This window comes from Mycobacterium sp., assembly GCF_035697385.1.
GTDB lineage: Bacteria > Actinomycetota > Actinomycetes > Mycobacteriales > Mycobacteriaceae > Mycobacterium.
On record NZ_DASSCY010000333.1, the window covers coordinates 24123 to 35849 of the forward strand.

Consider the following 11727-nt stretch of genomic DNA (forward strand, 5'->3'; position numbering starts at 1 on the left):
AGCGGCGATGTCCTTCCTCTTGTCAGTCGGCGCCGAGACCGGTGTAGTCGTGGCGGAAGTGTTCAAGGCTGTTGTGCAGATGAACGTGGGTCGCGTGCACGGCGAGATCGGCGTCGTGGTCGGCGATAGCGGATGCGATGAGCGCGTGCTCAAGGGCGGAGGCGGCCAATCGAATTGGCGACGCGCCGGCTTTTCGACGAACCCTGGCGACATGCGCGCGCAGTGTCTCGAGGGCGTCGACGAGATAACTGTTGCTCGCCGTGGTATCGACAGCTTCGTCGAAGCTGCGGATCAAGGTGTAGTAGCCGTCGATCTGCTGATCCGTCACGGCGGGGTCGAGCAGCGGAGCGTGCCAGGCGTGAAAGTCGCGGGCATAGCGGCCGAAGATTTCCGGATCGGCGTGGCGCGCAGCGAGCCGGGCCGCCTGCGCTTCGAGACAGGTCCGCATCTCGTAGAGCGCATCGATGTCGCGGTCGGAGACATCGGTGACGACGAGGCCCTTTCCCCGCCGATCGTCGAGCAGACCCTCGGCGACCAGGCGGCCAAACGCTTCGCGAACCGGCGTGCGGGAAACCCCCAACCGCTCGGACTGCTCGACTTCGAACAACGTGCTGCCCGGGCCGAGCGCGCCCTCGAGGATCTCCGCTCGCAATTGTTCGTAGGCACGGGCCGCCGCGCTTGAAGGCTTCGATGCCACCGAGCCAGTGTATACATAACGGCTTCCAACAGCCGGTCCACATGGTTGTTTACCGCAGCCCATTGCGGGTATGCGCCGATTTTGTATACGTTCAACGTATCCGACATCGTCGTCACTCTGGGAGGCCTGATGCGAACCCCACGACTCCTCACGGCGGCCATCGCCGCTGCGCTCGCACTGGCAGCGTGCGGCGGCAACGCCGAAACCGGCAGCGATTCTGGAGGTGACGCCGCTGCGGATTTCAAGCCGCTGGCGCGGGTGGAGATCATCGCGCCCGCCGCGCCGGGCAGCGGCTGGGACCAGACGGCTCGTGCGGTGCAGGAAGCCCTGAAAGCGGATGGTCTGGCCCGCAGTGCGGATGTGAAGAACGTTCCCGGCGCTTCGGGGACGGTGGCGCTGGCCCAAGTCGCCCCGCAGAAGGGAAAGGCTGACCTGCTGATCGCGTCCGGGCTGGCGATGATGAGCGGCATCATCACCAACGGCACGGAGGTCACCCTCGACGACCTCACCCCGATCGCACGCGTGGTCGGCGAGTACGAGGTGATCGTTGTTCCCAAGGACGTGCCTTACAACACCGCCGACGAATTGTTCGCCGCCATCAAGGCCGACCCCAAATCCGTTGCGATTGCAGGCGGTTCGGCCGGCAGCGCCGACCACATCTTCATCGGGTTGTTGGCCCAGCACTACGGGGTCAAACCGGCCGACGTGAACTACGTTCCGTACAGCGGCGGCGGCGAGGCGACGACGGCGCTGCTCGGCGGCAAGGTGCAGGCCGGCGTGGCCGGGCTCAACGAGTTCATCGAACAGATCAAGAACGGCAACCTCAAGGGGCTGCTGATCTCGTCGGCCGAACAGGTCGAAGGCAGTACGTTCGCGCAGACCGCGACCCAGATCGATCCGAAGCTGGAGTTCCAGAATTGGCGGTCGATCATGGCGCCCGGCGGCATCAGCCCGGAGCTCACCACCCAGTACGTCGAGGCGATGACGCGGATGCACGACTCCTCGGCATGGTCGGATGCGGTCAAGAAGAACGGCTGGAACGACAACTTCCTCGCAGGCGACGAATTCGCAGCATGGCTGAAGGAGGAGAACGCCCGCGTGCAGACGGTTCTCAACGATCTCGGTCTGGCCAAGCAGGCGGGTTAGTGTCCGCCGAACCCGCGCCGGCCGACACTGCGACGCCGCGCAGGTTGATCCCGTGGGGCGAGTGGGTGGTCTCCCTCGCGCTGCTCGGGATCGGCGTCGTGGTCCTGCTCGACGGGCTGAATCAGGCGGCATCGGTGTCTGCGTCCGGCGTCGGCGCTGGATTTGTGCCAAAGGTCGTCGGGGTACTGCTCATAGCGCTGTCTCTGGCACTCATGGTGCAAGTGGCACGGGGACGTGTCGGTGAACCCGACGAGTCCGAGGGCGACGTGGATGTGCGCCACACACGGTGGGTTCCGCTGGCCGTGTGTGTGGCGGCGGTGCTGATCTTCATCGCCGCCGTTGAGCCAGTCGGCTACGTCATTGTCAGTTCGATCGTCTTCTGGCTGACGGCATGGGCCGCGGGCGCCCGGCGCATCGTCCGCACCGCCGTCATCGCCGTCGTTCTCTCGCTGGTCGTCTACCTGAGCTTCACGCGCCTGCTCGACATCTCGTTGCCGGCCGGGATCCTGGGCTTCTGATGTCGGGGCTCGAGGGGCTTCTGCAGGGACTGTCCGTCGCGATCACACCGCAGGCTCTGTTGTTCGCGCTGCTGGGAACGGTGGTCGGAACTCTCATCGGCGTGCTTCCCGGCATCGGTCCGGCGTTGACGATCGCGCTTCTGCTGCCGCTCACCTACGGCCTGGAACCCGAGTCGGCGTTCATCATGTTCGCCGGCATCTACTACGGCGCCATGTACGGCGGCTCCACGACGTCGATTCTGCTCAAGACACCCGGCGAATCCGGCTCGGTCATCACCGCCATCGACGGCAACAAGATGGCCCGGCACGGACGAGGCGCGGCCGCCCTGGCCACCGCCGCCATCGGGTCGTTCATCGCCGGGACCATCGCGACCGTGCTGCTGGCGTTCTTCGCGCCGTGGATGGTCAGTGTGGCCGTAAAGCTCGGCGCGCCGGACTACTTCGCGCTGATGGTGGTTGCGTTCCTGTCGGTCAGCGCGCTCGTCGGGTCGTCCCCGCTGCGCGGCGTCATCTCGATGAGCCTGGGCCTGGTCGTCGGCCTCATCGGCATCGACTTCCAAAGCGGCCAGCAGCGGCTGGTATTCGGCCAGGTGTCGCTGCTGGACGGCATCGACACCGTGGTGCTCATCGTGGCGCTGTTCGCGGTGGGCGAGGTCCTCTACGTGGCCGCACACCAGGTCTCCAGCCACTTCGACATCCTTGCGCTGCAGAAAGGCAAGAGGTGGATGACGCGCCAGGACTGGGCGCGGTCGTGGCGACCCTGGCTGCGGGGCACCGGGGTGGGCTTCCCGCTCGGCGTCATCCCCGCAGGCGGCTCGGAGATACCGACCTTCCTGTCCTATGCGATGGAACGACGACTGTCCAAGCACAAAGAGGAGTTCGGCGAGGGAGCCATCGAAGGTGTGGCGGGTCCGGAGGCGGCCAACAACGCCAACGCCGCAGGCACCTTGGTCCCGCTGCTGACGCTGGGCATTCCGACCTCGGCGACCGCCGCCGTCATCCTCGTCGCGTTCCAGCAATACGGCATTCAGCCCGGCCCGCAGCTGCTCGATACGCAATCGGCCCTGGTCTGGGGGCTGATCGCAAGCTTGCTCATCGCCAACGTCATCCTGCTCGCGCTCAACCTGCCGCTTGTCGGCCTTTGGGTGAAGATCCTCGAGATCCCGAAGCCATACCTGTTCGCCGGGATCATGACCTTTGCCCTGCTGGGTACCTATGCCGTCAACGGTTCCACGTTCGACGTCGCCCTACTGCTTGTGCTCGGAGCGATCGGCTACCTCATGCGCAGGTTCGGATTCCCGATCACGCCCATGATCGTCGGCGCGATCCTCGGACCACTCGCCGAAGTTCAACTCAGGCGTGCCCTCGACATCGCCGGCGGAGATGTGCTCACCCTCGTCAGCACGCCGTTCACCATCGTCGTCTACCTGACCTTGGCGGCCGCGCTGGTGGGCGGCTATCTGCTCCGTCGCCGCGCGGTCTCCGAAATCCTGCCTGCGCAGGACGTGCAGCAGCCGTCGAAATAACTGACGCTGCAGTGCAACTAGATGGAAACGTGAGCCTCACAGCAACTCGCGGAGGATCAGGGTAGCGTTTAATTCGTGAGCAATGCGCATCCCGGTGAGGTAGAACTCGACTTTGCCCGTGAATGGGTGGAGTTCTATGACCCGGACAATCCCGAACATCTGATCGCCGCCGACCTGACGTGGCTGCTGTCGAGATGGACGTGCGTGTTCGGCACGCCGGCATGTCAGGGCACCGTGGAGGGACGGCCCGACGACGGGTGTTGCTCGCACGGGGCGTTCTTGTCCGACGACGACGACCGCGCCAAGCTCGACGATTCTGTCAAGCACCTCACCGACGACGACTGGCAGTTCCGCGACAAAGGGCTCGGCAAGAAGGGCTACCTCGAAGACGACGAGTACGACGGCAAGCCCAACCAGCGCACCCGAAAGTACAAGGGCGCCTGCATCTTTCTGAACCGGCCCGGATTTCCCGGCGGCATCGGCTGTGCACTGCACAGCAAGGCGCTCAAGTTGGGTGTTGAGCCGTTGACGATGAAACCGGACGTGTGCTGGCAGCTGCCGATACGTCGCACCCAGGAGTGGGTGACGCGGCCCGACGGCTCGGAGATTCTCAAGACCTGGATCACCGAGTACGACCGCCGCGGATGGGGCGAGGGTGGCGCGGACTTGCACTGGTACTGCACCGGCGACCCGGCGGCGCACGTCGGCGCCAAGCAGGTTTGGCAGTCGTACGGCCCCGAGCTCACCGAGCTACTTGGCGAGAAAGCGTACTCCGAACTCGCCGCAATGTGTAAGCGGCGCAGTGGTTTAGGCCTTATAGCTGTGCATCCCGCGACCCGTGCGGCCGAATGAGTGAGACGCTCTTCCTGTTCCGGCTGATCCCCCCGCGGGCGGACTTCGCCCAAACCATGACCGCCGACGAGCAGCAGGCGATGTCAGAGCACATGGCCTACTGGCAGCAGCTGCTGCACGACGGCCGGGTCGTGGTCTACGGTCCGGTCGCCGACCCCGAAGGGGTGTGGGGCCTCGGCGTGCTGCGCGTCGCGGACCGGGCCGCCGCGCTGGTCATCGGAGAGGACGACCCGTCAGTTACCGCAGGCGTCAACACCTTTGAGGTCTTCGAGATCATGGACGGCACCACAGGCTAATAGCGCGAGCAGCAGCCAGGGGAGCTTTGCGGTCCAGGAAGAAAATCGCGCCGAGAGTAGGAAAGATGACGGGATCCGGTGCGGATACCGTCATATTCCCTACTCTCGCGATGCCCCGCCACTGCACAGACGTCCACCAGCGCATATGGGCCACAGCACGAGCAGAACTCAGCCTTCCAGTTTGTAGCCGAGGCCTCGGACGGTGACCAGGTGCACCGGGTTGGCCGGGTCCGATTCGATCTTGGACCGCAACCTCTTGACGTGCACATCAAGGGTCTTGGTATCGCCGACGTAGTCCGCGCCCCACACCCTGTCGATGAGCTGCCCGCGGGTGAGCACCCGTCCGCTGTTGCGCATCAGATACTCGAGTAGGTCGAATTCCTTGAGCGGCAATGTGATTGGTTCACCATTCACACTGACGACGTGGCGCTCGACGTCCATCCGCACCGGACCGGCCTCCAACACGCCGTCACCGATGCCGGTGTCATCGTGCTCGGTGCCCCGGCGCAGCACCGCTCGGATGCGGGCAATCAGCTCGCGCGCCGAATACGGCTTGGTGACGTAGTCGTCGGCACCGAGCTCCAGCCCGACGACCTTGTCGATCTCGCTGTCACGCGCCGTCACCATGATGACGGGCACGCTGGAGCGGGACCGCAGCTGCTTGCACACATCGGTTCCGCTCATACCCGGCAGCATCAGGTCCAACAGCACGATGTCGGCTCCGGCTCGCTCGAATTCGGCCAGGGCCGAAGGCCCGTCGGCCACCACGGTGGCCTCAAAGCCCTCCTTGCGAAGCAGAAAGGCCAGCGGATCGGCCAGGGACTCTTCGTCCTCCACGATCAACACACTGGTCATTGGTCTAGCTAGTCCTCTCACTCGGTTGCACTTCCAGGTCATCGTCACCATGGGGGTAGGCCGGAATCGACAGGGTGAACGTCGATCCTGTTCCCGGCTGACTCCACAGCCGGATGGATCCGTTGTGATTGGCGGCGACGTGCTTGACGATCGCCAGCCCGAGTCCGGTGCCGCCCGTGGCCCGCGAGCGCGCCTTGTCGACGCGGAAGAAGCGCTCGAACACCCGCTCCTGATCGGCGCGCGCGATGCCGATTCCGCGGTCGGTGACGGCGATTTCGATGTTTTTACCTCGACGCCGCCGACTGATGGACACCGGAGAGCCATGCGGTGAGTACGCGATCGCGTTGGAGACCAAGTTGGCCAGCGCCGTCACCAACAAAGGTTGGTCGCCCAGCACCCGGAACCCCGTAGGCGCGTCGGTCGTCACGGCGATATCGGCGTTGTCGGCGGCCACCTTGTGCCGCGAAAGTGCCTCGGAGACAACGGTATCGACCTCGACGGCGTCCAGGTCCGGCAGCGGCTCGGCGCCCTGCAGTCGCGACAGATCGATCAGCTCGCCGACCATGTTGGCCAGCCGGTGAGATTCGGTCATCATCTTCTCGGCAAACCGGCGCACGGTGTCGGGGTCGTCGGTCGAGGCGAGCAGCGCCTCGGCCAGCACGCCCATCGCACCGACCGGGGTCTTCAGCTCGTGGCTCACATTGGCAACGAAGTCGCGGCGGGTCGCTTCCATGCGGGCATGCTCGGACTGGTCGTCGACGTAGACGACCGCGAACCGGCGATCAGCTTCGGTCAGCAACCGCACGTGGCCGCGCACCGACAGCCCCGACCGCCCAGGATTCGTGCGTTTCCGCGGCGAAAGGTCGACCTCGCCGTCTTCACCCGTGGTGAGCGTGCGCTCGGCTGCCAGCCAGGCTCGGTCGTCGAGCAACCGGTCCCGCACCAGGCCCAGCTCGCGGGCGCGGTCGTTGGTGTAGACGACGTCACGGTAGGTATCGACGACCACGATCCCCACCGGAGAGTGCGAGACGATGTGCTCGAGCATTTGGGAGACGGTGAGGCCGGCCTGCTCGGCGGCCTGGCGCTGTCGGCGTTCGAGGATGCGCGGCGTTAGCCCCGCTCCTAACCCGACACCGATCACCAGTGCGAGCAGTGCCACGACTGCCGCGAGCAGCAGCGCCGATACCACACTCACGCGAAAATCGTACGCATCCGGTGAACGTCATCCCAGCAGCGTGCGGCCAAAACGGGACAAGTCACATAGCCAATCGCAGGTGTTCGATTGGCGTTTACCCAGTGTTTGCCCTGGGACAGTGTTTGCCGGGCTATTTCGCGCCCTGCGCAGCCACTGCCGCTGCACCGGCCGCGGCAGCCTCGGGATCCAGGTACTCCCCGCCGATGACCTTCGGTTTCAGTTCGGAGTTCAGGTCGTAGCGCAACGGGATACCGGTCGGGATGTTCAGCCCGACCACGTCTTCATCGGACATCCCGTCGAGATATTTCACCAAGGCTCGCAGGGAGTTGCCGTGTGCGGCGATCAGCACCGTCTTTCCGGCCCGCAGGTCGGGCTCGATGGTCTCGGTGTAGTACGGCACGAACCGCTCGACGACGTCTTTGAGGCATTCGGTGCGCGGCGGCCCACCCGGGATATCGGCGTAGCGCGGATCGCCGTCCTCGCTGTAGGTGCTGCCCGGTTCGATCGGCGGTGGCGGGGTGTCGTAGCTGCGACGCCACTTCATGAACTGCTCTTCGCCGTACTTCTCTTTTGTCTCGGCCTTGTCCAGGCCCTGCAAGGCGCCGTAGTGGCGTTCGTTGAGCCGCCAGCTGCGGTGCACCGGAATCCAGTGCCGGTCGGCCTTGTCCAGCGCCAGGTTCGCGGTGTTGATGGCCCGTCGCAGCAGCGAGGTGTACAGCACGTCGGGCAGCCGATCCAGCTCGGCCATCAGCTCGCCGGCCCGTAGTGCCTCGGCGCGGCCCTTGTCGGTCAGGTCGACATCGACCCACCCGGTGAACAGGTTCAGCGCGTTCCATTCACTCTCGCCGTGGCGCAGCAGGATCAGCGTCGGTTCAGCCATGGCGTCGATCCTCTCACGATGACGATTCGTCGTCGTCCTCGATCAGGTGGCGGAAGGCCTGCAGGTTCTTGAGCGATTCGCCGCGCGACACCCGCCACTCCCATTCCTTCTGGATCGAGGATCGAAAACCCAACTCCAGCAAGGTATTAAAGTCCGAGTCGACGGCCTCGAGCACCTGACCGAGCACTCGGTCGATCTCGTCGGGAGTGACCGAATGCAACGCCATCCGGCCCACCAGATAGATGTCGCCGACGTTGTCGAGGGTGTACGCCACCCCGTAGAGCCTGCGGTTGCGCTTGAGCAGGAACCGGTAGACACCCTCGTGGTTCTCGTCCGGCTTGCGGCACACGAATGCCTCCACCCGCACCGAGTGCTCGCCGATCGACAGGATGGTGTTGGTCTTCAGCCGACGCTCGCCGGGAAGCTCGACGATGATCCCCGGCAATCCGCTGCGGGCACCTTCGTGGCGAGTGCAGACCAGGCCGTGCTCCTTGCAGGTGTCCTCGATGACCTGCTCGACGCTGCTCAATGCTCGACTCCCGCCCTGACACCTCGCCGCATCGAGAAGCGCCGCCCGTTGCGTCGCGCGGTCACTCCGGGGTCGTCATGGCGGGCGCGATAGTCGGCGATCGCCCGCCCGTAGCTGGCCAGCAGCGCGTCGACGGTGTGCGTCCACGAGAACGTGGCGGCATGCTCGACGGCGGCGGCGCTCATGGTCTCGGGACCGCGCTGCAGCAGCGCGCCGATCGCCTGCGCCCAGTCGTCGACATCATGGCCGTCGACAAGCGTTCCGCTGACCCCGTCTCGGACGGCGACCGGCAACCCGCCCACCGCGGCGGCCACCACCGGCGTCCCGCAGGCTTGCGCCTCGACGGCGACCAAGCCGAAGGATTCCGAATAGCTCGGCACCGCGACCAGGTCGGCGGCGCGGTACAGGTTGACGAGCTCATCGCGTGATTGCGGCGGCAGGAACGTCACCCGATCGCTGATGCCCAGCTCCGCGGCCAGCCGGATCAGCGTGTCGGGCGCCTGCAGTCCGCTCCCCGACGGCCCTCCTGCGATCACGACGCGCACACCGGGCAGCTTCGCCGCGGCCCGCAGCAGCACATCGGGTGCCTTGAGCGGCTGGATGCGGCCGACGAACGCCAGCATTTGCTCGTCGGCGGCCAGCCCGAGCGCCGCCCGCGCGGCACCCCGGTCGCCGGGCGTGAACATCTCCAGGTCGACGCCGGGATGCACGACGTCGATGCGTGCCGGGTCGGCGTTGTGCAGCGAAACCAGTTGCTGCGCTTCGTGTTCGGTGTTGACGATCAGTCGATCCGCCTCGTCGACCACCTGTTGTTCGCCGACGGCGCGCAACGGTGGCTCGGGCGCATCACCGTCGGCCAGCGCGGCGTTCTTGACCGCGGCAAGGGTGTGCGCGGTGTGCACCAACGGCACCGCCCACCGGTCGCGGGCCAGCCAGCCGACCTGACCGGACAGCCAGTAGTGCGAATGCACGACGTCGTAATAGCCCGGCTCATGGGTGGCTTCCGCCCGCAGCACGCCGGCGGCGAAAGCGCACAGCTGTGTGGGCAGGTCGTACTTGTCCAGACCCTCGAACGGCCCGGCCACGACGTTGCGCACCAGCACACCCGGCGCGACCCGCACGACGGGCGCATCCGCCGACGACGTGGCACGGGTGAAGATCTCCACCTCGACCCCGCGGCGGGCCATCTGCAACGCGCTCTGCAGCACGTAGACGTTCATTCCGCCGGCATCGCCGGTGCCCGGTTGCGCCAGCGGGGAGGTGTGCACCGACAACACGGCTACTCGCCTGGGCAGGACACCGGTCAGATCGGCGACAAGACGCACTCCGCCATCTTTGCACCGCGGTGCAAATGGCCTCTTCAAGCCTCCCCGTATGCGGTCTAGGGCGCCGGCGGCGGGGGTGGCGGAGGAGGTGGTGGCCACACCGGCAACGTGATCGGCGCCAGGCCCGGAATTTCGATGACCTGCGCCGGCGGGGTTTCCGGCGTCGGGCTGGGTATCGCTCCCGGTGGAGGGCCCGGAGGTGGCCCAAGGGGCGTCGTCGTCGCCGTGGTACTGGGGGTCGCCACGGGGCTGGGCGTCCTCACCACCGGAACCGGATCGGGCGTATCCACGACGGCAGGCCGCGCTTCCTGGCTCTCCTCGGTCGCGGTCGGTTCCGGTGGTGGGCTGCTCGGCGGCGCTTGACCGTTCTGCGTCCGCTCGCCCTTGGCGCTCCCGGTCAACGTCGTCCAGCCTTGATTGCCCTGCGGCACGCCGATGCCACACGACACCTGACGGCTGCCGGCCGCCCAGCTCGCCGCCGACAGGGTCCTGTAGTTCAACCTCTGGGGCGTCGATTGCAAAGGGGTCGGCGCGAGATATGCCTCGGCCGTCCGAGTGCACGCATCCCTGATGAACCCATCCTGATCGGCAGCGGAAGGCGGCGGGCCGGGAAACCTCTCGGCGAGATTCACCGCACCGGACACCTCCAACGCGTGGGGCGCGGCGCAGTCGACCGGGATGTCGGTCGGCTGATGGGTCGTGGAGTCGATGCCCAAACACGTGCCCGGCGCCCAGACCTTTGATTGGTCCAGATCAGCCACGCTGCCCTTGAAAGGCACGGGCTGGTTATCGGGGCCGGGCAATTGCAGGCCGCAGATCAGGTGTCGCTCGCCGGACTGCGTCCCTGACCAGAGGGCGGCCACAGTGAACTTGCCATTCGGGTCGTACCGGCCACCCAGGTAGCGGCTCACCGCCTCGTCACACCGCGCTTCCACAGTGCTCGCGTCCACCGGCTCGGCGACCTCGAACATGTGATCGTCGGTGCACTGGACGAAGGACGGCTGACTCGGCGCGCCCCGCGGCCAGTTCAGGCACGAGCCGGCATCGGCGTTGCTGAAGACGACGTTCGCGCGATCGGCCGCGTTGGCATGCGCCAGTGGATGGGCGTCGTTCACATGAGACTGCAAGACGGCGACGACGCCACCGACCAGCAGAGCAGTGAGCACCGTGAGCAGCGCATGACGGGCTCCCCGCCGAGTACGGCGTTGCGGTTCAGGGTCAACGGTCGGCTCGCAGGCGACCGATCGCTCGTTTCCGAGCGCCTCGATCACCGTCGTGAGATCGGCGGTTTCCTCGCGCGGCGGCATGTCGGCATCTGCGGCGCTGGAGGAACCGAGTCTGCCAGCCATGGGGACCTACGATCCCACACGTAGTTCCGGCTCGCCATCCGCGATCACAGTCCCTTGCGGCCCAACGGATTACGCGCTGACTTCGGGTCGGCGAGCCTGTGCCCGCCGCATCGCACCGATCGGGTCGGCGTACAGACCGCCAAGCGAGACCACACCCGCGCCGGCTTCCTGCACCCGGTTGCCGAACGCGGTGACCCGGATCTCGCGCGGTGCCAGCACCGACCGTTCGGCGAATGCGGCCTCGACGAGGTTCATGCCCTCCGGGTACTCGGTGAAGGCCTGGCCGCCGACCACCAGGTCGTCGGGGTTGAGCATGTCGCGCAACAGCGCGACCGCCTCGCCGAGCACACGCGCGCGCTCCGCCAACAGTTCGCGGGCCTGCTGGTTGCCCTGCCGGGCCGCCCGCAGCACCGCGGCCAGCGTCGACGCGGGACCCTCGGCCGGGATGATCCTCGCCTTGCGCGCGGCGGTCAGCACGGCCTCGTCGCTGACGGTGGATTCCAGTTGGCCGCTGCCGCCGAGCAATGCGGACTGGGCGGGCAGCGCCGAGATGGTGCCC

General features: G+C 66.5%; 13 protein-coding genes. 5 read left to right on the top strand and 8 right to left on the bottom strand.

The features are described 5' to 3' along the window. Window positions 1-22: 22 nt before the first annotated feature. Window positions 23-697, bottom strand: coding sequence for a GntR family transcriptional regulator (locus VFH65_RS28135; protein ID WP_353326230.1), 675 nt, complete (start codon window positions 695-697; stop codon window positions 23-25). Between the two features lie 129 nt (window positions 698-826). On the opposite strand from VFH65_RS28135, the gene VFH65_RS28140 reads away from it, so the two are divergent. From VFH65_RS28140 to VFH65_RS28160, 5 genes are all read left to right on the top strand, one after another. Continuing rightward, the gene (locus VFH65_RS28140) at window positions 827-1843 is read left to right on the top strand and encodes a Bug family tripartite tricarboxylate transporter substrate binding protein (protein WP_353326232.1); all 1017 of its coding nucleotides are present in this window, start codon (window positions 827-829) and stop codon (window positions 1841-1843) included. Beyond that, window positions 1843-2361: a tripartite tricarboxylate transporter TctB family protein gene (locus tag VFH65_RS28145; RefSeq protein WP_353326233.1), complete on the top strand. Its 519-nt coding sequence runs from the start codon at window positions 1843-1845 to the stop codon at window positions 2359-2361. Before VFH65_RS28140 ends, VFH65_RS28145 begins: the two co-directional genes overlap by 1 nt. After that, window positions 2361-3887 carry a tripartite tricarboxylate transporter permease gene (locus VFH65_RS28150; RefSeq protein ID WP_353326235.1) on the top strand — a complete coding sequence of 509 codons (1527 nt, stop codon included), beginning with the start codon at window positions 2361-2363 and terminating at the stop codon, window positions 3885-3887. Before VFH65_RS28145 ends, VFH65_RS28150 begins: the two co-directional genes overlap by 1 nt. 75 nt (window positions 3888-3962) lie before the next feature. Continuing rightward, a complete protein-coding gene (locus VFH65_RS28155) occupies window positions 3963-4739 on the top strand; it encodes a hypothetical protein (RefSeq protein WP_353326237.1) in 777 nt (258 codons plus the stop codon). Further along, complete coding sequence (locus VFH65_RS28160) at window positions 4736-5035, top strand: YciI family protein (protein ID WP_353326238.1); 300 nt, start codon at window positions 4736-4738, stop codon at window positions 5033-5035. Before VFH65_RS28155 ends, VFH65_RS28160 begins: the two co-directional genes overlap by 4 nt. Window positions 5036-5203: 168 nt before the next feature. Here the strand turns inward: VFH65_RS28160 and regX are convergent, their stop codons facing one another. The 7 genes from regX to VFH65_RS28195 all read right to left on the bottom strand — a co-directional run. Further along, entirely contained in the window at window positions 5204-5890 is a 687-nt protein-coding gene (regX, locus tag VFH65_RS28165; RefSeq protein WP_353326240.1) for a two-component sensory transduction protein RegX, read from the bottom strand. 4 nt (window positions 5891-5894) lie between these two features. Beyond that, entirely contained in the window at window positions 5895-7085 is a 1191-nt protein-coding gene (locus VFH65_RS28170; protein ID WP_353326242.1) for a sensor histidine kinase, read from the bottom strand. A 130-nt stretch (window positions 7086-7215) separates the two neighbouring features. Then, window positions 7216-7965, bottom strand: a complete 750-nt coding sequence (locus VFH65_RS28175) for a phosphoglyceromutase (protein WP_353326244.1) — start codon at window positions 7963-7965, stop codon at window positions 7216-7218. Between the two features lie 13 nt (window positions 7966-7978). Continuing rightward, entirely contained in the window at window positions 7979-8494 is a 516-nt protein-coding gene (locus VFH65_RS28180) for a YbjN domain-containing protein (protein WP_353326245.1), read from the bottom strand. Further along, window positions 8491-9819, bottom strand: coding sequence for a D-inositol-3-phosphate glycosyltransferase (gene mshA / locus VFH65_RS28185; RefSeq protein ID WP_353326247.1), 1329 nt, complete (start codon window positions 9817-9819; stop codon window positions 8491-8493). Before mshA ends, VFH65_RS28180 begins: the two co-directional genes overlap by 4 nt. Before the next feature lie 56 nt (window positions 9820-9875). Further along, window positions 9876-11168, bottom strand: a complete 1293-nt coding sequence (locus VFH65_RS28190; RefSeq protein ID WP_353326249.1) for a septum formation family protein — start codon at window positions 11166-11168, stop codon at window positions 9876-9878. 69 nt (window positions 11169-11237) lie between these two features. Then, on the bottom strand, window positions 11238-11727 hold a 490-nt coding region (locus VFH65_RS28195), incomplete at its 5' end, for an ROK family protein (protein WP_353326251.1).

Coding starts and splice junctions, on each gene's coding strand:
- VFH65_RS28140 (WP_353326232.1), top strand. CDS start 827: ATGCGAACCCCACGACTCCTCACGGCGGCCATCGCCGCTGCGCTCGCA.
- VFH65_RS28150 (WP_353326235.1), top strand. CDS start 2,361: ATGTCGGGGCTCGAGGGGCTTCTGCAGGGACTGTCCGTCGCGATCACA.
- VFH65_RS28160 (WP_353326238.1), top strand. CDS start 4,736: ATGAGTGAGACGCTCTTCCTGTTCCGGCTGATCCCCCCGCGGGCGGAC.
- regX (WP_353326240.1), bottom strand. CDS start 5,890: ATGACCAGTGTGTTGATCGTGGAGGACGAAGAGTCCCTGGCCGATCCG.
- VFH65_RS28175 (WP_353326244.1), bottom strand. CDS start 7,965: ATGGCTGAACCGACGCTGATCCTGCTGCGCCACGGCGAGAGTGAATGG.
- VFH65_RS28190 (WP_353326249.1), bottom strand. CDS start 11,168: ATGGCTGGCAGACTCGGTTCCTCCAGCGCCGCAGATGCCGACATGCCG.